Consider the following 26,029-nt stretch of genomic DNA (forward strand, 5'->3'; position numbering starts at 1 on the left):
CATAACTCACTTCAAAATTATTCAGTAACGAAAGAGGCGGAATCGCAAAACGCGGGTCCGCCTCTCCCCTGAATTGATTTTGTATCCTGATTATGACATAAGTCCGCTAATCCAGTCCATCACAGGCTGGTAAAAAACATAGATCCCGACTAAGACAGCAAACACCGCCGTGAGAAGCACAGCTCCTGCGGCGGTATCTTTTGCTCTCTTAGCCAGTGGATGAATCTCTGGCGAGATCAGATCAACCGTCGCTTCAATTGCCGTATTGAGCAGTTCGGCAGTTAGGACAAGCGTGATCGAGAACAGCAGCAACATCCAACTGGCCAGCGGAAGTCTGAACACGGCAGCGGCAACTAGCACAACCACCGCTAAACAGCAATGCACCTTCATGTTAAGCTCGGATTTGAATGCCGACACTAAGCCTTGCGATGCAAACCGAAAAGAGTGCCAGAACTTCTTGTGCCCTACCGCCGTGTTCTTCACCATTAGCGCGTCAACCCAACCTGAGATAGTACTTTTTCTTGCTTGGACATCATTTCTGCTTCTGAGGCTTCATCCTGATGATCATATCCTAACAAATGCAGAAATCCGTGAACAAAAAGAAAACCAAGCTCTCGTTCCAGTGAATGACCGTATTCCAGCGCCTGCTCCTGCGCACGAGTTACGGAAATGATTATATCCCCAAGTACGTCTGGAACATCTTCCAGCGCCTCGCCTTCCTCTACCTCGTATATAATGTCCAGCTCGTCCTCTCCGCTTTCATTCATAGCAAAAGAAAGCACGTCCGTCGGACGGTCAATTCCCCGATATTCTAAATTCAACTCATGTATACGAGCGTTATCGACAAAAGTAAGAGCTACCTCGCCCCGATCGATCCCTTCCGCTTCACCTGCTTTTTGCAAAATACTCTCCAGCAGCGTAATGAGATCGTCCTTTATCTCGTATTCTTCTTGCTCGTTATCCCAAACGATCTCCAAACTCATGGGTTAGGTGCCCCTTCCTCTTTTTTCGGCTTACGCACATCTTCTGGGTATTCGATCCGTGAATGGAAAATTCCCATAACCGTCTCCTTCAGAGTCCGTGCAATAATATCCAATTCTTTAATCGTCAAATCACATTCGTCAAACTGATGATCATCCAGTCGACTTTTAATAATCTTCTCAATCATCGTTTCCACCTGCAGAACAGTTGGCTTACGCAATGATCTCACTGCAGCCTCGACACTGTCGGCAATCCCCACAACGGCTGCTTCCTTCGACTGGGCTTTCGGTCCAGGATAACGGAAATCTTCCTCGGTAAAATCAGCCTCGACACCTTTTTCTTCAGCCAGCTTCAGTGCCTTATGGTAAAAATAATGCAGGAACGTTGTTCCATGATGCTGCTCAGCAATGTCACGGATTGGTTTTGGCAGCTTATATTCTCGTTGCATTTCCACCCCGTCACGGGCGTGGGCAACGATGATAGATTTACTAAGCTTCGGTTCAATAGAGTCATGTGGATTTTCCATATTATTCTGATTCTCGATAAAATAAAACGGACGTTTTGTTTTGCCGATATCATGATAATACGATCCTACCCGGCATAATAAGCCATCTGCTCCAATCGCTTCCGCGGCAGCCTCCGACAGGTTACCTACCATTACACTATGGTGATAGGTTCCCGGGGTTTCGGTAAGCAGTTTGCGCAGCAGCGGGTGGTTTGGATTAGACAATTCTACCAGCTTCAATGCTGATAGAATACCAAAGGTTGCTTCGAAGAAAGGCATTAGCCCAATCACAAGCACAGCCGTCAATAGACCCCCTGCAAAAGCAAAACCAACCGAATACAAGGTACCTACCTCTTTCCATGCCCCTCCGCCTAACAGTATCTGCATAAAAACTGTCAGACAGCCAAAAAGCGATACCATAATCCCGCCTTTAAGGAGCGTGGAGCGTTGACCCGCACGGTGAGTCGCAAAGATAGCCACGTAAGAAACCACGATGGCAAAGAAACCAAAGTTAAAATCAAAGATTGAGTTCTGCTGCACATTCAAAATAACACTCGCCAGTACACTGAATAGAATGGAGCAGAAATAGGCCAAAGGCATGTCCAGAAGCATTGCAATTAACATTGCGCCTATCGCCACTGGTGCCAGGAATCCGATATAAGATCGGACATCGGTCTGCAAAACAGCGGCCAGCCGCATAGAGATAATAGTTATAACAAATACAAGCACCAGCATCAATAGCTGAGAATTGTTGTACTTAAAGCCTGAGGTACCGCCAGAATAACGAATGAACGCAAGCAAACCGACGGAGAGCATCGCAGAGAGAATCAATAGCCCTAATTGTGGCCAGTAATTCACCTCATTGCTTAGTAGACCATTCTCATCCAAAAGAGTGTAGAGCTCTGGAGTAATTAGCTGCCCCTTAGCAACAAGCGTGTCCCCTTGCTCGATGAATACATCAGGTGTGTTCTCCCGAGCTTGTACCTTCGCTTCCTTGGTAGCATCCTCATCGTAGAACTTGTTACTTGTGATCACAAGACGTACAAGCTCCTGAACAACCTCACGCGCTGTGCGCTGGCTTAGAGAACTAATACTGACCTGTTCCGCTACCTTGGCGCGAGCAGTCTGCGCATCCGTAATCTGATCATTCATCAGCCTAGTTACAATATCTCGGGCGACAGGCTTCATCTCGATAATGTCCTGAGAGGTCAGGCGCGGAATCTTAATGTAAGTCTCTTCCGGAATGACATAGGTCTGCTCTTTGATGACAGATTGCATTTCATCCAGAAGGTGATCTGAATAAGTAGCGCTGCCTCGGTTGGAAGCTACGAAATTCAAGATGAAGTCGCTGGCTCTCTGCGGAATCTCATCACGATAAATCCCCGTCTTATCGCTTTGCGAAATCAGATCATCCTGATTGAGGCGATCTATCCGGTCCAGCAGTGAGGTCACAAGGTTGTCCGCCCTCATCGGGATAATTTTGTACTTGGGAGATACGCTTTCAGCCGCTTCCTCAGCCGCCTTTAACGTAGCTTTGGTGTCCTTAATTTGTTTCGGTGCCGTTATTTCCTTTGCACTGTAAGTATTCTCTTTAATATCATATTTCTTAGGTAGCAATTCTGGCGACAAGCTGAAGTAGAACACTAGTCCGAGTAACAGGAAAAGAGCATAGCGTGTCACTGCGCTATACTTCCATCCGTTGTTCGTATATACAAATCCGCTTAATTTAGATGGTTGCTTTGAAGCCATGAAGACAATCCCCTTTATTGGAGGTTTTCGGCAGAGCGGTCATAGGCAACGATAATTTTCTGCACCAGGGAATGCCGTACAACATCCTGTTCCGCGAAGTAGACAAAGCCAAGTTCTTCTATGCCGGATAAAATCGCTTTGGCTTCAATCAAACCGGATTTCTTGCCGCGGGGCAGGTCAATCTGGGTAACGTCACCTGTAATCACCATTTTGGACCCGAAGCCGAGTCGAGTCAGGAACATTTTCATTTGCTCAGGTGTGGTATTCTGTGCTTCATCCAGGATGATAAATGAATCATCCAGTGTACGTCCGCGCATATAAGCCAGCGGAGCAATCTCAATCAATCCCCGTTCAAGCGCCTTAGCCACCTGATCGGGTCCCATAACGTCGTATAACGCATCATAAAGCGGACGCAGATATGGATCTACCTTTTCTTGCAAATCCCCTGGAAGGAATCCTAGACTCTCTCCTGCTTCTACTGCGGGACGCGTAAGAACAATACGCTTAACCGAACCCTCTTTCAGTGCCGTAACTGCAAGCACCACTGCCAAGTAGGTCTTCCCCGTTCCTGCAGGACCGATTCCGAATACAATATCACGCTTCTTGATCGTTGTCACATAATGCTTCTGGCCGACCGTTTTGACACGGATAGGCTTTCCGCGAAAAGTTGTAGTAATTTCTCCTTTGAACAAATCGAGCAATTGATCAGCACGAAAATCTTTCGCCAGTTCCACAGCGTACTGCACATCACGTTCAGTAAGTATGTAACCGCTACGAATGAGGGACAGTAGCACATTAAACAATTGCCCCAGCATGTCTACTTCCCGCTCAGCTCCACGAATCGTTAGCTCAGCTTCACGCGAATCAATAATGGCGGGAATTTCACTCTCGATGATTTTTAAGAATCCATCCTGCGGGCCAAACAGCGATTGCGCTTCTCCCGCATTTTGCAAAGATATACGAATGCTTGCAGTCTGTTCTGACAAGTAGCCTCATTCTCCTCAATTGTTTACTATTGGCAGTTCTTCGGAAATTTTTTCTTCTACTTCAAAGATCACTTTCATATAAACTTTACCATTCTCTTTCTTCTCATGCAAAACTTTTTGACTTTTGATGACGCTATCAACACCATATCGAGCTAAAATATCATTCTTCGCCCGCTCAATTCCCCTCGCAACTCCGGCTTCTGGAGTTATCGTATCCTTTGTTTCATTGATCTCCATTTCTTTCTCAGTCATCAGGCCCAGCGGCAGCTCAATAGAGCGCCAAGACAGCGGATCATGCTCTGTGAGCGTCTTTGAATTCTCAAAGGCGGATTTGCCATAACCCCACAGCTGAATAGCCCATTTCCCCAACATAAGATAAGTGCGATCCTTACGCTCCCCAGTATAGGTGCTATTTGTTGTTTTAAGAGGGACCTCGATATTGTACTCATGCCAAACCAAGCCCTTAACCTCACCCTTGGCTACCACATACTCTACATTTTCTTCGTCTCCAAGAGCACCGGAAATCAGGATATCTCCTTTTTTCACACGCGAATTACGCGCAACTACCGGTCTGCCCTGTTCCGCATATATTTCTGTTACCACCGCATCTGTTCGGCTAATTAAATGGCGCTGGCTAAGCAAAGGTTTGATGTCGGGCTGTTTAGCCTCTACAACCTGAATTTTGATGCTCGTCCCCGTCCGTTGCAGCCCTATCCAAGAAACACCCGGTAAATGGGCCAGCAGCCCCTTAGAGAGCTTGTCCGGCTCCTCCAGACGCCATATCCACTGAAAAGGGTACACCCCCTCCTGGCGAGCAGCAGCCAATATATCCTCAGAGGCAATCTTTTCATTTCCTTCGACTCTAATACTCCATACCATCGTAGATAACATAAAAAGTGTAATTCCAAACATTAAAATACCTATGCCAAAAAATTTCCTTTTCCACAGCCGTGCCATAAGAAATGGAAGTCCGCTTCTACCGGTAACGTGCATACGACAGCCTGTCTTTTTTAAAATCGGCCGGAGGACATAAAAATCATCCAGAAGCAGCTTAAGGGAAGCGCCGCCCTCAGCGGGCCTCACATCCCAAATCATGATTCCTGCTTCAGAAATGAAATTAATAAATCGCTCCACCTGAGGTCCCGTCACATGCAGTGTAACGAACCCCCGCAGTGATGACAGAGGTGGCTCCTTCATGATCTCTCCTCGCTTTCGTTATATCTGATCTCCCCGATAACGCCTTCTACAGCCAATTCCTGGCCTAGAATATTTCGGATGACAAGTCCCTCGCCTGTGATTTCAAGCGATCCTTTAGCTAACGCGAGCTTAAGCTGACCAGAGGAAAAATGCAGCACGCCGCGATGGTTCTCAATATGCAGTTCCTTATTGCCGATCAGGGTGATCCGGGGCATTTCCTGTAATAAGTCCTGTGGTAGATCCAGTACCCCGTTTGTCCATCCCCGCAGCCTGCGGCCAATACGGGTCATAAGTAGACGTTCCCCCTTCCTGCCTTCTGTACACCTTATGCGGCAACGCTTTTTTTTATGAGAAGAAGTAACAAAGGAGGACCCTTCTAGTGTGAAAAAAGCAAAAAAAGCCCCGGCAACCTATCGTAAAGATAGGAAACTGAGGCTTTATTGTTACTATGATCCGTAAATATTATCTTCGGGTAGAATGCGGCTGACGAGAACGCGGTGGTCCCAGAATCTCTGCCCAGACTACACCATTGCGCAGGTCGTCACGACTCCCTGTTCCATGTGTCTGGTCTGCCGCAGAGGGTGAGTTGGTGTTCTTAGTCTTATTTGACCTTTTGGAATCTGCACCCGCTATCCCGTCAAAAGCAGATTGAAGACGCCGCACCTCTTCTTGCATTCTTTGTGTGCGTAATTCAACTCCGTCATCGGCATGCTCCAAAGACATTCCTTCTCCAGTAGAATAATCTGGAGTTGGTATATACGCGGGTTCTGGAAAGGCAGGAGAGGCATCATACTCCCGGTTATCCTCTGACATCGACTGCCGGGAAGAGGTGTTAACAGGAGCAGGAAATCCACTGCCAGACTCCGCTTGGCGCCCTCCATCGATATCCGGGCGCTTTACCCGGCGGAGCGGAGAATCCTCTCCGCCCCCAAAAGTGGGCATCCCCCCGCGAGGAGCTCCTTTGGGCTTGTTTTTAGTTGCTTTATTCACATTGGATACGATCGCGAATATAATAACCGCAATAATATAGATCCAGCTCATGGAGATTCACATCCCCTTTTATTTATTATTGTTAGGACGGTTATTGTCGTCCTGATCATTCATTTTGCCGAGAGATCCCCGCATTTGGGTATCTGCCTCGATGTTTTTGATATTCATATAATCCATCACGCCGATTTGGCCATTTCTGAGCGCCTCAGCCATCGCCATAGGCACCTGAGATTCAGCTTCTACAACAAGAGCCTTCATCTCTACTACGCGTGCCTTCATCTCTTGCTCGTGAGCGACAGCCATCGCTCTGCGTTCTTCCGCCTTGGCTTGGGCAATACGTTTGTCCGCTTCTGCTTGCTCAGTTTGTAGATAAGCACCGATGTTCTTGCCTACATCGATATCCGCAATATCAATGGAGAGGATCTCAAAAGCAGTACCTGAATCCAGACCTTTGGACAATACCGTCCGCGAAATCAAATCCGGGTTCTCAAGGACATCTTTGTGGGAATCACTCGAACCTACTGTCGTTACAATCCCTTCACCAACACGGGCAATAATCGTTTCTTCACCCGCACCACCCACGAGACGGTCGATATTGGCACGAACAGTTACGCGCGCTTTTACCTTAACTTCAATCCCGTTCTTAGCAACAGCCGCAACAACCGGTGTCTCAATTACACGAGGGTTAACGCTCATTTGCACAGCCTGCAGCACATCACGTCCTGCAAGATCAATGGCTGCTGCGCGAGTAAATTCCAGAGGAATATCTGCACGTTGTGCTGCAATAAGCGCATTAACCACCCGGTCTACGTTACCACCTGCGAGATAGTGACTCTCCAGTTGATTAATGTTCAGTCCAAGACCTGCCTTGGTCGCTTTAATCATTGGGTTAACGATACGACTTGGGGTTACACGACGCAGTCTCATCGCCACCAGTGTAATAATACTGATTCTAACGCCCGACGCTAATGCAGAAATCCAGAGCATAACCGGGAAGAAACTTAAAAACACGCTTAATACAATAATCACCACTACCGCGATAAACAGAATAGGAATCAAAGATGCTTCACCCATACTATATAACCTCCGTAAATTTATTCTAGAACTGTTATTGGTTCCAGTGTTTACCTTATTCCTTGATTTCTTTCACAACAATCCGTCCGCCCTCTACTTTAATAATAGAGACCGGTGCATTAGCACTAATAAAACTACCTTCTGTAACAACATCCACACGTTCGCCGCCTATCATAGCCGTTCCTGATGGACGAAGCGGAGTAATACTGGTTCCTGTAGCGCCTAATAAGCTAAGCTTCTCTTCTACGGGCACAAATCCCTGATCTTTAGTAAGGCTTTCCTTCAAAATAAATCTGTTCCAGATCCCTCGTTCTTTAAAAATGACCGCAACAATTACTACAACTATAGTCGCAGCTACGAAAGAGATACCTAGACTGAGAAGTGCATGCTTATAGCTGTAAGCAGCTCGTACGACACCCGCTACAAGGCTAACAGAGCCGAGCAGCCCCAATATTCCGAAGCTAGGCACAAAGAGCTCCAGCACAAGCATGACAAGCCCAATGATAAACAAGAGCCAAGTTTCCGCTCCGGCGAATCCTGCAACATAGTTGCCGAAGAAATATAGCACAAAAGCCAATGTCCCGATAATTCCTGGCGCACCAAAGCCTGGAACAATCAGTTCAATTACAACGCCTGTAATCCCAATGAACAGCAGAATCGTCATAATAATCGGATTGGTCAGAAATTGCGACATTTTTTCCGCACCGGTATGCTCTACGCGAAAGATGTCGTCTGTAGTATATCCAAGCCAATGAATTGCTTCTTCAGGGGTATCTGTAATTTGATCAGCGTAACCAGCTTTTAAAGCTTCTTCACTAGACAAGGCAATGATTTCTCCCTGTGTCTTAGTCACACCAAGCTCTGGCTTATCCACGACCAAATTACTATCCACCATACCAGCGGCAATGTCTGGATCACGATCATTCAGAGCAGCAGCGCCAATCATTTTAGATCTCCAGTAGGATATCATTTTGGCATCATCGACTTTTTGACCATTCATGTCTACCAAAGAAGCAGAACCGATCATACTGCCCGGCTTCATGATTATTGCACCTGCATTAAGTGCTATGTAACTGCCTGCAGAAGCGGCATCACCTTTAATATAGGCAGCTGTTGGTATTTCACTCTCTCTTACCATCGTCCCAATCTCTTCTGCCGATTTCACCAGCCCTCCAGGTGTATCGACCTCTAGTAGAATAAGGACTGCTCCATAATTAGCGGCTTCTTCAAATCCTCTTTCCAAAAAGCTTTGCAAACCCCGTTCAATCTTTTGATCTACCGGAATAATAAACACGGGACCTTGTTTCAGCTCACTGTTCGTAACCCCCGGTGTTTTCGGGGCTGTCCCGTCAGCGCTTACATTCGTTGCAAAGGGTGTCAGGAGGAGTAACAGCAGGACCACAGGAATGCTAGCTAACAGTATTTTCCGTAATCTTCTCAATGATTTTACCTCCCTTCTTTAGCTTGACCCAGAACTCATAACCCTTAATACGCTGAAATTGGATTTACGTTTCATAACATAGAAAAGCACCCCTTTTACAAGGGGTGCTAGTGCTATATTATTGCAGAAATTGCAGAACCGCCTGGTTCACGAGTTTACCATCAGCGCGACCTTTGACCTTAGGCATCAGTGCGCTCATGACCTTCCCCATTTCGCTCTTCGAAGAAGCACCGGTTTCCTGGATGGTCTGCTGTACAATTACTTTAATTTCTTCTTCGGAAAGTTGCTCGGGAAGATATTTAATAATAATCTCGATTTCTGCTTTTGTACTCGCGGCAAGCTCGTCGCGACCCGCTGATTCAAATTCTTGGAGGGCATCTTTGCGCTGTTTGATTTCACGACTAAGGATATCAAGCACTTCGTTGTCGTCCAATGTTCTCTTCAGATCTATTTCAAGATACTTTATTGTAGAACGAACCATTCGAATCGTGGAGAGCGTGAACTTGTCCTTACTCTTCATCGCTTGCTTCATATCTTCGTTCAATCTCTCGCTAAGATTCATGCGTGGGTAATCCTCCTAAAACTTTCTCTTACGAGCAGCCTCAGACTTCAGCTTTTTCTTAACGCTCGGCTTTTCGTAATGTTTGCGTTTCTTCACCTCAGCCAAGACACCATCTTTTGCGATGGAACGTTTAAAGCGACGAAGTGCAGCATCAATTGTCTCGTTTTTGCGAACTTTCGTTTCAGACACAGGTTTCCCCTCCCTCCGACCATACCGTCCAAGAGCATAACACGGTTTATCAAACTCCATTATAGGTCAAACGGAAATAACGTGTCAACCTTCGTGCTATTCTTTTTTCTGGCAAGTTCTTCAACATTAAATGATTATGCTATGCGTGCGAAGCTGAGTTTCCAGTGAGAGCACCCAGCTTGGCTCCACCCAGCAGGTGATAATGAAGATGAGGCACAGCTTGTCCACTATCAGGCCCGCAATTATTGATTAAACGATAACCAGACTCAGCAATTCCAAGGTCTTTGGCGATCTGTTGGGCTACACTGTGGATTTCAGCAATTAGCGGAAGATCCTCAGGTGTAACATCATTCATTGAAGCAATGAACTTCTTGGGAATGATCAACACATGTACCGGTGCAGCCGGCTCGATGTCGTAAAATGCAAGAATACGTTCATTCTCAAATACTTTTTTGGAAGGAATAGTACCCTCAATAATTTTGCTAAACACGGTCTCCATAGAGTGCTTGCCTCCTAAAAATTGGTGAAATTCCACTTCATCATAAGATAATCATACAGGATAATCATCAATTACGAAAGCAGCAAGCAAACTCAGTATAATCAGCCCCAAACTGTATCTGTTACAGAATGAACCATTAAATAAATATATCAACACCGTTAGGCCTAAAAAAGACAAAAAAAAGAGAAACACCCTTCACAGCTTATAAAGCTGATTCGGCGGCGGACGTATGAAAAGGAGTTCATTCCCTACCATACGTCCGCCGAGGTGTTTCTAAAGTAATGTCGGCTTAGCTGTATTATAACAGCGCGTTGATACTGTATCTGTGATAAGAATCACACACATTGTAGATCTTCACATTTTTTCCAAAAGGATCCGAGATCCCCCTCCACCCTGTTCAGCAGGTACTACTACCAGCTTGCGTGGCAGTCGTGCCCGAAGCTCTGGAACATGGCTGATAATGCCGACAGACAGTTGGTCGTTATGCAGTCTTTCCAGTGAGGTAATTACCGTATCGAGCAATTCCGGATCCAGCGTACCAAAACCTTCGTCCAAAAAGAAAAATTGCAATGGATACTGCCCCCGCAGCTGAATCTGTGCCGAAAGAGCAAGTGCAAGTGACAAGGAAGTTAAGAACGTCTCTCCGCCGGAAAGCGTGGAGACCGGTCTTCTTACACCACCGTTTCCATCATCACGGATTACAAAGCCACCGCCCGAATCAACCTCCAGCGCATAACGCTGTTTGCTCAGGAAACGAAGCCGCTGAGAAGCAGACTGGCACACCTGCATCAATTGTTCCTCCGCAATATACTCAACAAAAGCATTTCCACGTAAAACCGTCTGCAATTTGGACAAATGATCCTGTAGGGAAGCATGTTCTAGCCGCTGGGCTTCAAGCTCCATCCAGCGAATATGCCGATGCCGCAGATCCTCTAGATCTCGCTCTGCACGCGCTCTTGCTTGCAGAGACATTTCATCCTCTGACTTACACGCGCTTAAGCTCTCCTGGCTAACTTGCCATTCCTCTTCACTTAAGCTGGCTCCATCAAGCTTCTCTTCAATATTGCGCAGCTGCAATGAGACTTCAGCTTCTTCAGCACGATGGGCACGTACCCGAGAAGATGAAATTTCCCGCTCTTCAGGTGCGAGAGCTGCTCCTTCAACCTCAGCGGCCGAACTAAACGGTGAAGAGGTTAAGCTTTGCTCCCACAGATGGCTTGAAGTCACATAATGCTCTCGAGCAGATTCTGCAGCCTGGCGGGTAATCGCTGCCTCCTTGATCTCATGCTGCGCTTTTTCCGCTGCCGTGAGATGTAATCGTTGGCTGGTCTCCACAGCTGCTAACAATTCCTGCAGACGACGCTCACACTCTGCTAGAAGTGGGGCAGCAGCGCGGCCATTAGTCCACTCTAGAAGACGCCGTTCTTTTTCACGCTGCAATTCTTCTTTGCCTTCCATCTGTGTATTCCACTGAGTAAGCTCTTTATCGAGTCCGGTGATAGTTTCCTGAAGATTCTGTACCGAAGCGCTTTTCTCATCCAGAAACTTGACACTGATTTCCAGTCGGGATCTAATTTCCTCAGCTTGAGCATCCTTGGCTAACAGCTCACGATAAGCTTTTTCTACCTCTTCCGGTGCCAAATCAGGGAACTGCTGTACCCAGTTCTGCCGCAAAGCGGTTAGTTGGCCACTCAGTTCCTTGGCTTTGGCGGTAAGACCTTCTACCCAGCTTCGCTCACCTTCGGCACCTGCTGCTTCTTTGAGGCATAGCTGCTGAACTTCCTGCATCGATTGCTGCCACTGTATCGCTGTACGGCGCAGTTCTCCAGACTGGCTTTTTAATGCTAAAAATGCAGCATCAAGTTCTGCCAAAGCTTTTTCATCTGGGATGGACATATCGGTAGAGGAAACCTCTGTAGTACTGACTTCTGAACCTGCCGCTGCAGGATGATTTACCGTATCAAAAGCTCCATCACCAAACACCTGCTCCAGCCAAACCAGGTCCTGCTCCCTTAAACCACGGAACATATGGCGTGCTTCCAAAGCACGTCTGGACAACACCCGAGCCTGTTGAAGCTTTGACTCCAGTTCCTGTTGCTCTAGGTTATCCTGCAATACAGCAGGGGTCGGGTGGTGTTCGCTGCCACATACAGGGCAAGGTTGTCCTGCTTCCAATTCTTTAGCCAATCCAAGCGACAGTCTGTGCAACTCATGCCCCTTGAGGGCTGCTTCCAAAGAACTGATATGTTGCTCCAGGCTTTCTGCTGCGGTGCGCGCAGCTTCTTCTGTCGCCAGCAGCTTCTCTTGATGCAGCGCCGCCTCGCGGATCAGCTGCCCGCGAGAAGCTTCCTGCTGCTCGCGACGGCCCTCGGCCTCCGCGAGTCGCGCCTGCGCAGCCGCGAGTGCAGCGGCACGCTCGCGGCGCTCCTTCTCCGCCTTATCCCACTGGGATTCGGCGGAGTGCAGCCCTTGCAGTCTCTGCATCGCTTCTTGCAGAGACTGCCGCTCCTGGGAGCGGACACCGAGCGGCTGCAAGCTCTGCTGCAGCTCTTGCTGGCGCTTTTGGCCCTTGGCCAAAAGCTCACGCTCCCGGGCCATGCCCTCCCGCAGCTCCGCCAGCTTGCGGGAGGCCTCTTCGCGGCGCTCGCGCAGAGCCGCGAGTTCGCGCCGCAGGGCGCCGAGCTCGGACTCGAGCTCGAGCGCGCGGCGGTAGGTGTCGGCCCCCTGCCGGAGGGCCGGCTCTTCCGCCGCAAGCGCGGCCTGCGCAGCAGCCGCGGCCGCAGCGGCACGCGCCGCCTCCTGCTCGGCAGCGGCGGCCAGCACCTCTTGACCCTCCGCGCGGGTCAATCGGCTCTTGAAGGCTTCTTCCGCGCTTCGCCATGCTTTCAGCGCGGGAAGCCTAGCCTCGGCCTCGTCAGCTTGGCCGAGCTTCCGTTCAAGGAGGAGAATCTCCTCCTCCTTGGAAAGCAGTCCCTGCCGCTGCAATTCGCGGCGGGTCCGTTCCTCTTGCAGCTCGCGAATGCGCGTGAAACGCTCCGCGACCTGCAGCGCCGCCTCCAGCTTGCGGCGGCATTCCGCAGCATGTTGGGCTGCTTGTTCGAGGCGCTCTGCCGCTGCCTCTACATCCTCTTTGCCTGCGCTGCCAAGCCCCTGCTGCTCCGCTTCGAGCGCGCGGAGCGCAGCCTCATTCTCCTTCACCCGCCGGCTAAGCTTCAACGCAAGCTGATCGCCATACTGTTCCAAATGGAACAGGCGCTGCAGCATTTGTCGGCGGTCTACGCCCCGAAGCGATAAGAATTCGGCGAATTTCCCCTGCGGCAATACAACTGCTCGCGTGAAGTCATCCATTTTGAGTCCAATATGCTCTTCCACACAACGTGTAACATCTGCGAGTTTATCCGCCATAACGTTATCCCCGTCAGGTGTGACTTCAATGAAACGGCTAATGGTGTTGCTGACTGTTTGCTCACCAGTCCGCTTGAACTTACGTTCAACACGATAACGATGTACCCCAGCGGAAGAAGTGAGCTCAAAGGTAAACGCCACGCTGAGTGAATCCTCAGAGTGATTCATAATCCCCTGTGTCCCGTTAACGGCGCGCTCTACTTTCCCGTACATCGCCAAAGTAATAGCATCCAGCAAACTGGACTTGCCGCTGCCCGTAGGTCCAAAAATCCCAAACAGCCCGGTCTCACACAGACTTTCAAAATCTATTTCCTGCATTTCTCTATAACTCTGCAATCCTGCTACTTTTAATAAAATAGGCTTCACCTTAGTTCTCCTCTCCTTCCTCCGGCTGCTGCCGTTCTTCTTCGGTTAGCTGTAAGAACAGCTCAATCAAACGATCCTCCGGCTCCGCCCCGCCCGTCTGGCGCTGATAGAATTTACGGAACAATTCCTGTACAGGCATACGTGAACGGGAAATCTGTTCAAGCTCCAGCTCCATTTGCGGATAAATCGGACGAATATGAATGATCCCCTCACGTGATTTACGCAGGCGCTGAATATCATTCATCGACATAGCTTCACTGAGCCGAATCTCCAAATCTATAAAAGCAGAAGCATCTCTACCTTCATCCAACCAGTTATATACCTCTTGCAATCCACCCGTAGAGCTCCATCTTACAAGTGGGCGCCCACAGCGAAGATAGATTTCTTCGAAGGTCGGCTCACCGCCCGGCGCAATATCAATCAGCGTCACCGACTTGGCTTGTCCTGCTTCAGAAAAGCTATATGCCAACGGGGATCCGCTATAACGGATCATCCCTTCCCCTTTAACACGCTGAGCGCGATGAAGATGGCCTAGGGCAGTATATTGCGCTCCACAGGATAAAGCAGAAGGGTCTACAGTGTAAGCCCCGCCCACCTGAATCGGGCGTTCCGAATCACTCTCTACACCACCCAGCACATAAATATGGCTCATCGCCAAATTTACGGTTTGTCGGGTAAATTCCCTTCCCAACAGCTGCATGAGTTTGCCTACCCGTGCGCTGTAAGCCAGTCGAAGCTCCTCTTCCCCGCTGTCCCCAGCAAGCAGCTCACCAAGACGTGCCTCTGAGGGATAGGGAAGGGCTGCGATTTTGGCAATCTCACCCGTGCGCGCAGCATGAACTGTCACTGGCTCTGAGGTTGGAAGTCCTACCAAGGTAATCCCCTGCCTTAATACAAGCGGGGAGACTGAAGATACGCGCTCCGGTTGGTCATGATTGCCGGCAATCACCACAAGGGGCCTGCCCCCTGAAGATAGCCTGGCAGCCGCCTCATAGAATAATTGCTCCGAAGCCGCTGGTGGATTAACGGAATCGTACACATCTCCCGCCATCATAATCAAATCCACCTTATGAAAATCGGCGATCTCCACCAATTCATCTATGAACTGCTCTTGCTCCTTCTGGCGGCTTCTTCCCTCCAGCGTACGGCCCAAGTGCCAATCCCCCGTATGCAATATCCGCATCTTCGTCCTCTTTCCCCGCTCCTATGCGGCAATGAATAATTTATAATTTCACAGCATGATCGCCGTCAAAAAAGTACAGCCAAATCTCGCTGATCGGTTCTCCCAAAATATCATGTAATGCCTTGCTGTATAACTCTAGCTGAAAACGATATTTTTCCTTAAGTGCTTCTAGGCCGCCCTGATGTTCTAATACAGAGTCCGTCTTATAGTCTAGCAGAATAATCCGGTCCTCTTCTCGGAACAGGCAGTCAATGACCCCTTGAATTAGCACAGCCTCACTAAAGCCTTCCTTATTGTTCTCAGGGGTAAGCTCCGAGACGGCTTCATTCATATAATCGAGCCCTCGATAAGCCTCACCTGCGGGAACCATATAACTGAATGGCATTTCTCTAAGCTTCCAAGAAGAAGCTATTAATCTACGTCCAAGTTCATTAGTATAAAAAGCTTCTATCTGATCGGGAGCTACAGCCTCCACCTGCTCAGCAGTTAGAATAGCCACTCTCTGAAGTCGGGCTAAGGTTTCTTCCACAACCATAGGATCAACTGAACCCTCCAGCGGAATATGCTGCATGACTGTATGGTATGCTGTCCCGCGTTCCGCTGGGGTCAGACTGCGTTTTTCCATAAATTTCGGACGCCGCAAATGAAGACTGTCCGCACCTGCAACACTTGGACGTTTATCGTTTTCTATTGAGGTTGTAGAATTGCCTTCTTCCAGCAGATCAAAAGAGGGCTGCTCCTGTAATGACAACAACGCTTTTAACTCCGTAACAGAAGTTTTAGCCGGAATACCTGAGGCTGCCGCATACGGATAATTCCATTCCAGTCTTCTAGCAATTTCATCGCTAGTCTCTGTTTCATATATATTTACAGATTCACCCTTATGCAGTGCTTCGAGTACAGCTTGCCGTTCCTCTACCTTATCTTCAGTCTGATCCGTTGGCAGGAACGCCCCAGAATTAAGTTCGGAAGCATTTTGCACACTGATGCTCCAGTTGGACACATCATTGTGCAGCACCGTGGAGACGGTACCTTCTGAACCGCCCAGCTTACGAAGAATCGCCGCAGCAGGGTGCCGGATCAATGCCGGTCCAACCCAATCCAAATAGCTGCGCCCTCGGGCCAGCAGATGGTCTGCAAGCAGCAGCTCATCCCGGTTCTGTACGCTGCTCCAGCTAGCGATTTTGCGTGGCAAATCTCTTACGGTGCCCACTAGAATCATTTTATCTCTCGGACGAGTTAACGCCACATATAATACACGCATTTCCTCAGCTAATAACTCAAGCCGTGTACGCCGGTTAATAGCCAGATAAGGAAGTGTTGGGTAACTAACTCGCGTTTCCCGTTCCACAAAACGTGGCCCAAAGCCAAGCTCTTTGTGCATAAGAAATGGCGAATGCAAATCTTGTCGATTGAACTGTTTTGCCATCCCGGCTACAAAAACAACAGGGAACTCCAGACCTTTGGATTTATGGATGGTCATGATTCTGACGCCATTGCCTTCTTCACCGCCACCGCCAGCTACACCCAGATCTCCGCCATTCTCACGAAGCCGTGAAATGAACACCAGAAAACGGAACAATCCGCGTGCTGCGGTGTCATTCTCAAATTGCACAGCCCGATCATACAAAGCTTTAAGATTGTTCTGGCGCTGCGAGCCTCCAGGCAGTCCTCCAACCCATTCCAGATAGCCGCTCTCCCCATAGATACGCCAGATCAGCTCACTGAGACTACCTTGTCTAGCCGCATTTCTCCAGCTTTCCAGCTGTTCTAGGAAATGTTTAAGCTTGCGCTTCAGTTCTGGACTGATCTGCGGCAGATCTTTATCAGGTAAAACATTATTTTCGACGGTGCTTGCGGATTCAATCACATGAGCCGAGAAGAGGTCATACTCTTCTTCAGCCTCTTTTGCATCTTGCATATCCACCGCCATCTGTACTGCTTGAAAAAAAGGACCCTGACTACACATACGCACCGTAGCCAATTCTTCTTCCGATAATCCGACCACAGGTGAACGAAGTACGCCAGCCAGCGGAATGTCCTGCTGAGGATTATCAACTATTTTTAAGAGGGAAAGTGCAATTTCCACTTCTGTAGCTTCAAAATAACCTTTATTCAGATCACCATAAGCAGGGATTCCTTCCATCCGAAGCTCTTCGATGATTAGAGGGGTCCAGATTCTTGCCGAGCGAAGCAGGATCACGATATCACCGTAAATAACCGGACGCATAATCTTGAGTCCTTTATCGTAGATAAGCAGTGGCGATCCACCGGTCATCCCCGTCATTTGTGAAATACGCCGGGCAATTGCCCGCGCTTCCAGCTGCGCCGTCTCGCTCTCAATGGCTTCACTCTCCTGAAGTGGCGCCTCACCGTCTTCAGAGGTCTCTTCTGACTTCCCTGCTGCCGAACCACGATCAATCAATAATAACTCCGGTGCAAAAAAGGTATCAGGACCCTTCTCTGCTGCACCTGGGAAATTCGCTCCGTAAACAAGCTCAGCGCGTTCATCATAATTAATCTCCGCTACCGTCTCATTCATAATCTGCCGGAAGATCATATTCACGGCATTTACAACCTCCATGCGACTGCGAAAATTACGGGCCAGATCGATGACCGAACCGCTAGATGATTCATTAGTAATTTCAGATAGATCATCGATTTGGTGTGAGCCAAAGCTGCGGTATTTATCCAGGAATAGCCCCGGCTCCGCCAGACGGAATCGATAGATACTTTGCTTCATATCTCCGACCATAAACCGGTTACCGGGTGTTTCACGGGATATTAGCCGCACAATCTCCTCTTGCACACTATTCGTATCCTGATACTCATCCAGCAGAACCTCATCGAATTGAGCACGGTACTCCATAGCTGCATCAGAAGGCAGGGAATAACCGGGCGTAGAGTCCGGATGGCGTAGAATTTGCAGACAATAATGCTCCAAATCACTGAAGTCGACTAGACCTCTTCCTGCTTTTTCAATTCTATAACGTTCACCGAATGCTATCACTGTCTCTGCAAGCTCTGCCATCAGTGGAGCCGCTTCGTTCAGCTCTTTCAAAAACACCTCAGGCGGACGGCCAAACAATGCTTTCTGAAGATCTAAAATACTCTTCTTCACACTATCGCGCAGTTCCTTCACCATTTCCTGCAGTCCAGGATCTGTCGAATCCTTCTTACAAGCCTTTAATTTCCCAAAATATACTTCCATGAAAATATCATATAATTCTGCCCAAGGTCGTTCGTTTACGGCATCCTGCAGTGCATTTACCATCTCAAGATCAGCGGTTAAATTCTCAGCATAGGGTGCCGGACCGCCCGGCTGCAGTGCAATCTCTCGGCCTTGAATCAGCTGACTGGCTGCGCCCGCAAGTGTCAGCTTCGCTTCTTCAAGAATGCTCAGCACCCATGGCGTTCCACCCAGACTTTCGGTGTCTGGCAATGAGAAATCAGCTGCAGTATCACGGAGCCATTGCGCAGGCCAAGGATGGCTGCGGGCATAATCATGCAATCGCTGTATGAGCGCATGCACTGCATCATCACTGCGTTCACCACTGAACCAATCAGCTAGCTGCACAAATATGCTATCCTCGCCATCCGCACCTGCTTCACCGTACTTTTCCTCCAGCAACTCTTCGAGCAGCTCCTGCCGCATCATCTCCGCTTCATGCTCATTTAATATGCGAAAACCCGGATCAATCGGAATCATTTGATAATAACGCCGGATCACTTCCAGACAGAAGGAGTGCAACGTTGTAATCGAAGCTTTGCCCAGCAGGGATAGCTGACGGCGCAAATGGTCGTTCTCCCCATTCTCCTCCAGCTCCCGATCAAGGGCTTCCCTGATCCGCTGCCGCATTTCGGCAGCCGCAGCTTTGGTAAACGTAGCTACTAATAGCCTGTCTACACTGAAGCCGTTCTCTTCCTTACTGATTTTTCGAATAATCCGTTCTACCAGCACCGCCGTCTTACCGGAACCTGCTGCCGCAGCAACGAGGATGTCATCACCGCTCTCCGCAATGGCGCGCCACTGGTCATCACTCCATATACTTCCTTCCGGTTTCGCTTCTATTTCAGCCTTCTTACTCAAGGTGTAGTTCCTCCTTTGCGGGACAGCAGATCCCATATAACGTCCTTCCCTGGCTTACCCAGATTGTTATAGCTGTTGCCTTCCACAGCTTCATCGAACTGGCAGACAGGTCTAAAGGAACAGAATGTGCAGGCGGTCTCCTGCCCAATTCGGTACGGCTCAATCGCCACATCACCTTCTGTAATCCGTGTCCCGATATCCAAAATTGTCCCTCTAACGGAGGATAATAGATGACCCCACTGCTCTGGTGTAGCTACTGAAGCACTGCTATAAAAGCTGCCGTCAGCTTTTACTGCTACAGGCACGATAGAAGAATACCCTTTGTCTAAAGTGGTATCCATCAGGGAGACAACCTCACGATCTGCTGTAAGCAGTCCTTTCATCTTGAAGCGTTTCAACAGCTCTTGCTCAGCCTGTTCCTTGTTCATCCCATTGGATGAGGTCAACAACGGATCATGCACATGGAAATAAAGTGTGCCGGCTGGAAGTGCCGGCTGCCCCAGCCATTGCTCCGAATATGTTAGCAGCACATCCAAATAAGTCAGCATTTGCAGCGATAATCCATAATACACCTCATGCAGCTTGAGATCCTTTTGGCTCGATTTATAATCAATTACCCGCAGAAGAATTCCGTTCTCTCCACGGGCCATATCTACACGGTCAATCCGGCCAACAACCTCCATCACGCAGCCATTTGGCAGCGTAATCCTTAAAGGCGGCAACTCCTTATCCGGTCCAAAGTCCAGCTCCAGCCCTACTGGCTCAAAGCTGCCCCGGCGGGCGTGCTCGCCCAGAATCACAGAAGCACGTCCAACAATATTCTTAAGTTTACGGGAGATGTACCCGTAACGTTTGGAGCTCATTAGGATTTCACCCTGCAACATCGGAGATAGCCGCTCTACTGTCTCACTGGCCTCACGCCGACATTCATCCGGAGACAAGCTGCCCCAGCCCCGTCCCTCTTGTTTCAGTCTTATCGCCATATCACTTAACGCAGCATGGAACAGCTGTCCAATATCAGGTGCTTGCAGCTTATATAGCTGACGCTCCTTCAGTCTTAGTCCGTAGGACGCAAAATGGGAAAATGAGCACGCAACAAATTTCTCCATCCGGGACACACTGCCCCGCAGTGTTGAGCCACCATACAATCTGAGGCTTGTGCCACGCTTTAGCTTCGTTCCCTCATTACGATAGAACAGTGAGCTTAGCAAACGTTCCAGTTGAAATTTACGATTTTCGTTCTTAGTAAACCAGTTATACACATCCCACCATAGCTCCGGAATTTCTGTCCCCTGGCGCCACTGCCGCAGCTGCATAATCAATGCGCGAAGACTCTGTTCTGGTTGACCAATGAAACCGAGATGAATAGGATTTCCGACTTCTGCCGGTAGTCCCGCAGGGGGAAGTGCTGACAAACTATGCTCTTGAACCCTTGGGAACATTCTATGCAAATGCCGGATAACCTCAGAGGGAAGGAGAGCTTTGCCCTCATCATCCGCTGTAGCGTAGCTAATCCAGAGCTTTTGACTTCCTGTCGTTAGCGCATTATAGATCAGAAACCGCTCGTCCAGTAGTTTACGAGAAGCGCCGGGAGCAAGCTCCATTCCAGCATTCTCTAGTACGGAGCGTTCACCTTCCGAGAGAATTCCATCTTCCTTAAACTGCGCAGGCACAACACCTTCATTAAATCCAAGCAAAAAAGCGTATTTAACCCCCGTTGGGCGAGTCCGATCCATATTGCCGACCAATACTTGATCCAGTGCGGGCGGAACTAGTCCCATTTTAAGCTCAGCAAGTCCTGTCTCTAGAACTCCGGTGAACACTTCAAACTCAAGTCTTTCATTGCCCATCATTTCTACTATCTGATCTAGCAGATCAAGTACCGCACCCCACAACTGGCTATGTTCCCTAGCCTTCTCGGGTTGGCCCTTCTCCATAGACTTAACACTGAGTTTCTCCAGCTTTCGTGCAACATCCGTCTCTTCAAGCAGCTTGTACATTGCCGTACATAGTTCAAGGCCGCTACGGCTTTTCTGGATTCGTTTCTCAAAAGCAAATAATGGACCTGTTATACTAGCACGGCATCGTTCCATAGTAGCAAGCAGTTCATCATCCATCTGTCTGCCGCCTTCCAGCGACAAGCTAGGAATACCTTTCCAGGAGCGGCCATCCGTCCAGCGATACCCTTGAATCCCACAAGCCAGCACATAGTTTTCTAAAGCATCCATATCCTCACGTGTAATACTACCGTCTAGCGGAAGCAAAAGCTCCGTCTTTACGCAACGGAATACATCCTCGTAACGCCAGCGACGACGCACTACATCCAGCGCGGAACGTATAAATTCCACTAGCGGATGATGCAGCTCATTTACCTTCTGGTCCAGAAAAAATGGCACTCCGTAATCTTGGAACAACGGTTGGATCAGCTGCTCGTAATCGCCAATATTGCGCATCAATACAGCCATTTCGCCATATTTTGCACCTTCATCACGCGCCAGTCTAGTCATTTCGCGCAGTGCTCCCTCAACCTCTGCTCTGTGCGAAACTGCGGCGCCTATGGATATAGCCTCTCTTGCCAGTTCATCCGCACCTATCCAGGCCTTCCGGCGATCATATCCCCGTTCAAGGTGAGCAAGTACTGGACTTTGTTCAAAACGTGGAAGAACCGTTGGCTCCAGCAGCTCGTCCCACACATCAATGCCCAGCTCTTCAGCTATTCCACGCAGTTTAATGTAAGTAACCGCAGTGGGGTGAAACAATTCAAGCTCATTCAACTGATCTCCATATGGGTAAGGACGATCAATTGTAAGCGAAACGGTCAGCTTCGAAGCTTGCTGCATCAATTCTCGAAGCACTACGAATTCCTGCGGAGTAAATCCATGGAATCCATCTACCCAAATCTCCGCCCCGCGAATGTAGGAGGAATCAGGAATATGCTCAGCCAGTTCTGCTAAACGATCCTCTTCATCGATATAGAGACGTGACATTTCCTTCTCTAAATCGCTGAATACCAGCTGCAAATCATCCAGCTTACCCTCAAGAATAGGACTTCTTGCAATAGCTCCTCGCATAGCGGACAACTGCTCTTCTAAATCAGTGGAACCTAAACAGCAACGCTTCATCTCCGTGTGCAGTTGGTTCAGACGTTCCACAAAACCCGGTCTGTCTGCTGAGGCACCGAACAATTTCAGTTCCTCTTTGCGACGACTGATGATTTTGTAAATTAACATTTTCTTACCTTCATCACTGATTGGCAGACTTGCACTGCCACCAGTTTCCTGCTTCACACGATAGGCAAGCCGCGAAAAACTCAGTGTCTGCGCCCGAAGGCTTCCCTTCACATTCCCTACGGTCAGAAGCCCCCGTTCTGCTCCAAAAGAACCTTGCTCTGGCACAAGAATAATAATCGGCGCACCAAGCGGTTCCTTCTCTAAGGAAGAAGAGATAGATTCCCATATTTTTGTTGTCTTGCCACTGCCCGAGCGGCCTAGTAAAAAGGTTACCGACATAAATGATAGACTCCTTCCGTAGCGGAGAAAATATATAAATTACAAGGTGAAATATCCACCTATTGATTACACTCCAATTAAAAAAGTTCAGTGATTCCTCGTCCCTTCAGTATATCATAACCACACTAATCGGAACATGTGTTTGCTAGTATTTTCTAATGTTTTACAAAGGATAAACAACTACGAGTACAAATATAAAAAAGCAAACCTCCGGATTTTGGCGGCTTGCTTTTTAGAGTATTTAGTTTGTTTTTAATGCCAGATGTGCAACGTTAGATTAGAGCTGCCAATGTCGGAGCATAGGGTCAATGTTAGACTGTTCGGTGTTCGGTGTTCGGTGTTCGGTGTTCGGTGTTCGGTGTTCGGTGTTCAGTGCTCAACGTTCAGCGTCCAGCGTCCAGCGTCCAGCGTTCGGCATTCGGCATTCGGCATTCGGTATTCTGCGTTCAAATTGCACATTTTCGGCTAGGCTTGTTTCATTAATTACTTACAGACCCAGGAGCCGTTATTCGTGGATTCAGTGCTGTTTTGGCAACTTTTCGGACCCCATTGACGCTATTCTTCGAAAATGTGTTGCATTACGGGTGTTTTAAGAGCAATAGCGCCTTTGGGGTCCGTAAGAATTCAATAATAGGCTGTTTACGCTAAATAGAGTCATCTGAGTCCGTTGGCAACTACTTGCCTTACAGTCGACTCACGGCCACCCTACGTCCAGCCCTTTTATCCTATTTGTTACTTGGCAATGTAAACCTTTTTGACCTTCAGGCTTATTTTTTACTCCGCACTTCAAAAATCGCAAACTTCAGATAGTGTCCTTCATTAACGCCAAGTATTTGTGGGTGGTCTTTGCCTGCGGCCCGCCATTCCACAAGTCTCAACACCTTGCCAGCATCTTTAGCTGCATCGGCAATCGTTTCGAGGAACAGATCTGGCTGCATATGGTAAGAACAGCTTGCGGTAACCAAATAGCCGCCTTCGTTCACCAGCTTCATCCCGTGCAGATTGATATCCTTGTAACCACGGCAAGCGCCAGCTACTGCACTTTTGGTTTTGGCAAACGCCGGAGGGTCCAGGATGACTACATCCCAAGTTCTTCCTCCACCTGCCGTCATCGGCTTGGATGTGTCGGTTTTGGCTGTTTTGCCTCCGGATTTAGGATTTGTAGCAGTTGCTGCCGTCTCTGTTCCACTTGCAACTGTCGCCCGTTCAGAACGTTCCTCTAGTCCTTTAACCTGATTCCGTAAATATGCAAAAGCATCATCCACTACGAATTCAACACGATCGCTAAAGCCGTTCAGCTCCACATTCACTTTGGCACTCTCAATGGCATGCGCTGAAACATCGAGGCAGGTTACTTTTTTCGCGCCATACTTGCAGGCATGCAGCGTGAAGCTGCCCGTATGTGAGAAGCATTCCAGCACTGTCGCACCGTCCCAATAAGGGAACGTTACATGTTTACCGCTCTTATTAACTGGCAAGGTCTGTAGCGAACCCTCCTCAGTTTCGATTTCCTGCAGCGTAATGCCGCTTCGTCCCCCCCAGCCTTTCATGAGCGGAGCAATAGAAGCTCTATTCTCACGTTGGTCAAAGAAGTAGCCAGTCTTCTGGCCTTCTTCAATATCAACGACCAGCTTCAGGCCATTCTCACTCACAGTTACATGCCGTGGACACCCCCCATACAGCAAACCCGTTGTCTGCTCCATACCTTCAAGCTCGCGCACACTAACATCACTGCGCTCATAGATTCCGCGCGGTGCCATAACCTGCACCAATGCTTCGACGATTTCTGCACGCCGCTTGTCCATTCCGAGCGTAAGCAGCTGCACAACCAAAATATCTCCGAATCGATCTACAATAAGCCCCGGCAAAAAGTCCGCTTCACCATAAACCAAGCGATAAGCATCCGCACCCGGAAGGAACCGATTTCTGTGTTGCAGACAATTCGCAAAACGTTCTGCAAAAAAGGCTGTATCCATGATCGCAAGGGGTCCCTGTGATACAATTCTTACCCGAATCTGTGACGCTGGATTGTAATATCCCACGGCCAAAAATCGGCCCTGATGATTAAGGACATCTACTAATCCCCCCGCTTCCGGATTTCCTTCTACCGATGCGACTTCACCTGCATAGACCCATGGATGGCCCTGTTCCAGTCTTTTTTTGCGATTGCGTTCTAAAATAACCGATGGCAATGACTTCAACTCCCTGTTTTTCTAAAAATGTTTTTATACATGTCCCATGCAATACATTCATATATTGGTGTACAACCCTCGTCCAAAGGAGTATGCCCTATGTTCAGTGATTTGCTGTTCCCTATCATATATGGTCTTGTTATCTTTCTAGCCGGCATGAAGCTGATGGAAACGGCGTTGTCCAAGCTAGCAGGCCCTCTATTAACTACAAGTCTAAATAGAGCTACCTCAACACCTATTAAAGGAATGATTGCCAGCAGCCTGTTGTCCGCCTTACTCCAGAGCAGTACTGCTGTAACGGTGTTGACTATCGGCATGGTCAATGCCGGCCTGCTCACCTATGCCCGCACACTTGGCATTATCTTGGGCAGCAACATCGGCACCACATTAACTACAGAATTGATCGGACTTCAGATCAATACCATGGCCACGCCCTTGCTGGCAGCCTCGCTCAGTCTGTGGGCAGCGGCAGTTATTGCAGGCGAACTGCCGCCTACATCGCGAGTGGCAGAGCTCTGCCACAAAATATCCCCGCCACTGCAATTTATCAGTCTGGCTGTATCAGGCTTCGCCCTCGTCCTATGGGGGATCGCTGTCATGCAGTCTATCGGCGGAACACTTCAGGAAAGTGGCTTATTCCTCTGGTTCCTAAACCATGCCGCTACAAGTGCCCTATGGGGGCTCGCCGCTGGAGCGTGCCTAACAGCCCTGCTCCATAGCAGCGCTGCTGTCATAGCTATGGCTATGAGCATTGCCGCCTCGGGTGCCATGCCGCCTGAGCTAGGTATAGCCATTGTGCTGGGCGCCAACGTAGGCACCTGTGTCACAGCGGTCATCGCTTCCATCGGCGGCACGCCATCCGGCGTCTTCGTCGCTTGGTCCCATGTTGCGCTTAATGTAGGCGGTGCACTACTATTCTTGCCCATGATCGGGCTGCTACAAGCAAGTGCAGCATGGATTGGTGGAGGCCCTGCTTCACAAATCGCCCACGCCCAGACCATTTTCAACGTAGTCTGCTCACTTCTAGCACTGCCATTATGTTACCTGCCTATATGGACAAAACTGGAAAAACGTCTTCAGTCTTAGCTTAAAGGTACCGTTTTTTTATACC

At 48.8% G+C, this 26,029-nt stretch carries 18 protein-coding genes; 1 reads left to right on the plus strand and 17 read right to left on the minus strand.

The genetic code is table 11. The features are described from left to right. Positions 1-90: 90 nt before the first annotated feature. The 17 genes from NSQ66_RS23085 to NSQ66_RS23165 form a co-directional block, all read right to left on the minus strand. Positions 91-486, minus strand: coding sequence for a diacylglycerol kinase family protein (locus NSQ66_RS23085; RefSeq protein ID WP_036683827.1), 396 nt, complete (start codon positions 484-486; stop codon positions 91-93). Continuing rightward, positions 486-983, minus strand: coding sequence for an rRNA maturation RNase YbeY (gene ybeY, locus NSQ66_RS23090; RefSeq protein ID WP_036683829.1), 498 nt, complete (start codon positions 981-983; stop codon positions 486-488). Before ybeY ends, NSQ66_RS23085 begins: the two co-directional genes overlap by 1 nt. Continuing rightward, positions 980-3,235 (minus strand): HDIG domain-containing metalloprotein, encoded by a 2,256-nt coding sequence (locus NSQ66_RS23095; protein ID WP_036683831.1) that lies wholly within the window; start codon positions 3,233-3,235, stop codon positions 980-982. The genes ybeY and NSQ66_RS23095 overlap by 4 nt, the downstream gene beginning before the upstream one ends. Before the next feature lie 14 nt (positions 3,236-3,249). Next, positions 3,250-4,221 (minus strand): PhoH family protein, encoded by a 972-nt coding sequence (locus tag NSQ66_RS23100; RefSeq protein ID WP_036683834.1) that lies wholly within the window; start codon positions 4,219-4,221, stop codon positions 3,250-3,252. Between the two features lie 15 nt (positions 4,222-4,236). Continuing rightward, positions 4,237-5,418, minus strand: a complete 1,182-nt coding sequence (gene yqfD, locus NSQ66_RS23105) for a sporulation protein YqfD (protein WP_076098531.1) — start codon at positions 5,416-5,418, stop codon at positions 4,237-4,239. Continuing rightward, the gene (yqfC, locus tag NSQ66_RS23110) at positions 5,415-5,708 is read right to left on the minus strand and encodes a sporulation protein YqfC (protein ID WP_036683844.1); all 294 of its coding nucleotides are present in this window, start codon (positions 5,706-5,708) and stop codon (positions 5,415-5,417) included. Before yqfC ends, yqfD begins: the two co-directional genes overlap by 4 nt. A gap of 172 nt (positions 5,709-5,880) precedes the next feature. Then, entirely contained in the window at positions 5,881-6,459 is a 579-nt protein-coding gene (locus NSQ66_RS23115) for a hypothetical protein (RefSeq protein WP_076098529.1), read from the minus strand. 18 nt (positions 6,460-6,477) lie between these two features. Further along, complete coding sequence (gene floA / locus NSQ66_RS23120) at positions 6,478-7,482, minus strand: flotillin-like protein FloA (protein ID WP_036683849.1); 1,005 nt, start codon at positions 7,480-7,482, stop codon at positions 6,478-6,480. Between the two features lie 55 nt (positions 7,483-7,537). After that, positions 7,538-8,923, minus strand: coding sequence for an NfeD family protein (locus NSQ66_RS23125; RefSeq protein ID WP_076141827.1), 1,386 nt, complete (start codon positions 8,921-8,923; stop codon positions 7,538-7,540). Positions 8,924-9,041: 118 nt separating this feature from the next. Further along, a complete protein-coding gene (locus NSQ66_RS23130; protein ID WP_036683862.1) occupies positions 9,042-9,485 on the minus strand; it encodes a GatB/YqeY domain-containing protein in 444 nt (147 codons plus the stop codon). Between the two features lie 15 nt (positions 9,486-9,500). Further along, positions 9,501-9,674 (minus strand): 30S ribosomal protein S21, encoded by a 174-nt coding sequence (rpsU, locus tag NSQ66_RS23135; RefSeq protein WP_036657994.1) that lies wholly within the window; start codon positions 9,672-9,674, stop codon positions 9,501-9,503. A 139-nt stretch (positions 9,675-9,813) separates the two neighbouring features. Further along, positions 9,814-10,173 carry a histidine triad nucleotide-binding protein gene (locus NSQ66_RS23140; RefSeq protein ID WP_036683863.1) on the minus strand — a complete coding sequence of 120 codons (360 nt, stop codon included), beginning with the start codon at positions 10,171-10,173 and terminating at the stop codon, positions 9,814-9,816. Between the two features lie 354 nt (positions 10,174-10,527). Further along, on the minus strand, positions 10,528-13,944 hold the full coding sequence (locus NSQ66_RS23145) for an AAA family ATPase (RefSeq protein ID WP_076098528.1): 3,417 nt from the start codon (positions 13,942-13,944) through the stop codon (positions 10,528-10,530). Between the two features lies 1 nt (position 13,945). Then, on the minus strand, positions 13,946-15,127 hold the full coding sequence (locus tag NSQ66_RS23150; RefSeq protein ID WP_076103757.1) for an exonuclease SbcCD subunit D: 1,182 nt from the start codon (positions 15,125-15,127) through the stop codon (positions 13,946-13,948). Between the two features lie 40 nt (positions 15,128-15,167). Then, on the minus strand, positions 15,168-19,217 hold the full coding sequence (gene addA / locus NSQ66_RS23155) for a helicase-exonuclease AddAB subunit AddA (RefSeq protein WP_036683875.1): 4,050 nt from the start codon (positions 19,215-19,217) through the stop codon (positions 15,168-15,170). Then, complete coding sequence (gene addB, locus NSQ66_RS23160) at positions 19,214-22,726, minus strand: helicase-exonuclease AddAB subunit AddB (RefSeq protein ID WP_036683877.1); 3,513 nt, start codon at positions 22,724-22,726, stop codon at positions 19,214-19,216. Before addB ends, addA begins: the two co-directional genes overlap by 4 nt. Positions 22,727-23,493: 767 nt before the next feature. Then, positions 23,494-24,918, minus strand: a complete 1,425-nt coding sequence (locus NSQ66_RS23165; protein ID WP_076141825.1) for a class I SAM-dependent rRNA methyltransferase — start codon at positions 24,916-24,918, stop codon at positions 23,494-23,496. Positions 24,919-25,017: 99 nt separating this feature from the next. Between NSQ66_RS23165 and NSQ66_RS23170 the strand changes: the two genes are divergently transcribed. Next, entirely contained in the window at positions 25,018-26,004 is a 987-nt protein-coding gene (locus tag NSQ66_RS23170) for a Na/Pi symporter (RefSeq protein ID WP_038572907.1), read from the plus strand. Positions 26,005-26,029: the final 25 nt, after the last annotated feature.

The organism is Paenibacillus sp. FSL H3-0329 (assembly GCF_037963285.1).
GTDB classification, from domain to species: Bacteria; Bacillota; Bacilli; order Paenibacillales; family Paenibacillaceae; genus Paenibacillus_AQ; species Paenibacillus_AQ odorifer.

What these genes read in the sequence shown, in the direction of transcription:
- NSQ66_RS23095 (WP_036683831.1), bottom strand. Translation starts at nt 3,235, where the DNA reads ATGGCTTCAAAGCAACCATCTAAATTAAGCGGATTTGTATATACGAAC.
- NSQ66_RS23170 (WP_038572907.1), top strand. Translation starts at nt 25,018, where the DNA reads ATGTTCAGTGATTTGCTGTTCCCTATCATATATGGTCTTGTTATCTTT.
- NSQ66_RS23140 (WP_036683863.1), bottom strand. Translation starts at nt 10,173, where the DNA reads ATGGAGACCGTGTTTAGCAAAATTATTGAGGGTACTATTCCTTCCAAA.
- yqfC (WP_036683844.1), bottom strand. Translation starts at nt 5,708, where the DNA reads ATGACCCGTATTGGCCGCAGGCTGCGGGGATGGACAAACGGGGTACTG.
- NSQ66_RS23085 (WP_036683827.1), bottom strand. Translation starts at nt 486, where the DNA reads ATGGTGAAGAACACGGCGGTAGGGCACAAGAAGTTCTGGCACTCTTTT.
- floA (WP_036683849.1), bottom strand. Translation starts at nt 7,482, where the DNA reads ATGGGTGAAGCATCTTTGATTCCTATTCTGTTTATCGCGGTAGTGGTG.
- NSQ66_RS23150 (WP_076103757.1), bottom strand. Translation starts at nt 15,127, where the DNA reads ATGCGGATATTGCATACGGGGGATTGGCACTTGGGCCGTACGCTGGAG.
- addB (WP_036683877.1), bottom strand. Translation starts at nt 22,726, where the DNA reads ATGTCGGTAACCTTTTTACTAGGCCGCTCGGGCAGTGGCAAGACAACA.
- yqfD (WP_076098531.1), bottom strand. Translation starts at nt 5,418, where the DNA reads ATGAAGGAGCCACCTCTGTCATCACTGCGGGGGTTCGTTACACTGCAT.
- ybeY (WP_036683829.1), bottom strand. Translation starts at nt 983, where the DNA reads ATGAGTTTGGAGATCGTTTGGGATAACGAGCAAGAAGAATACGAGATA.
- NSQ66_RS23130 (WP_036683862.1), bottom strand. Translation starts at nt 9,485, where the DNA reads ATGAATCTTAGCGAGAGATTGAACGAAGATATGAAGCAAGCGATGAAG.
- NSQ66_RS23115 (WP_076098529.1), bottom strand. Translation starts at nt 6,459, where the DNA reads ATGAGCTGGATCTATATTATTGCGGTTATTATATTCGCGATCGTATCC.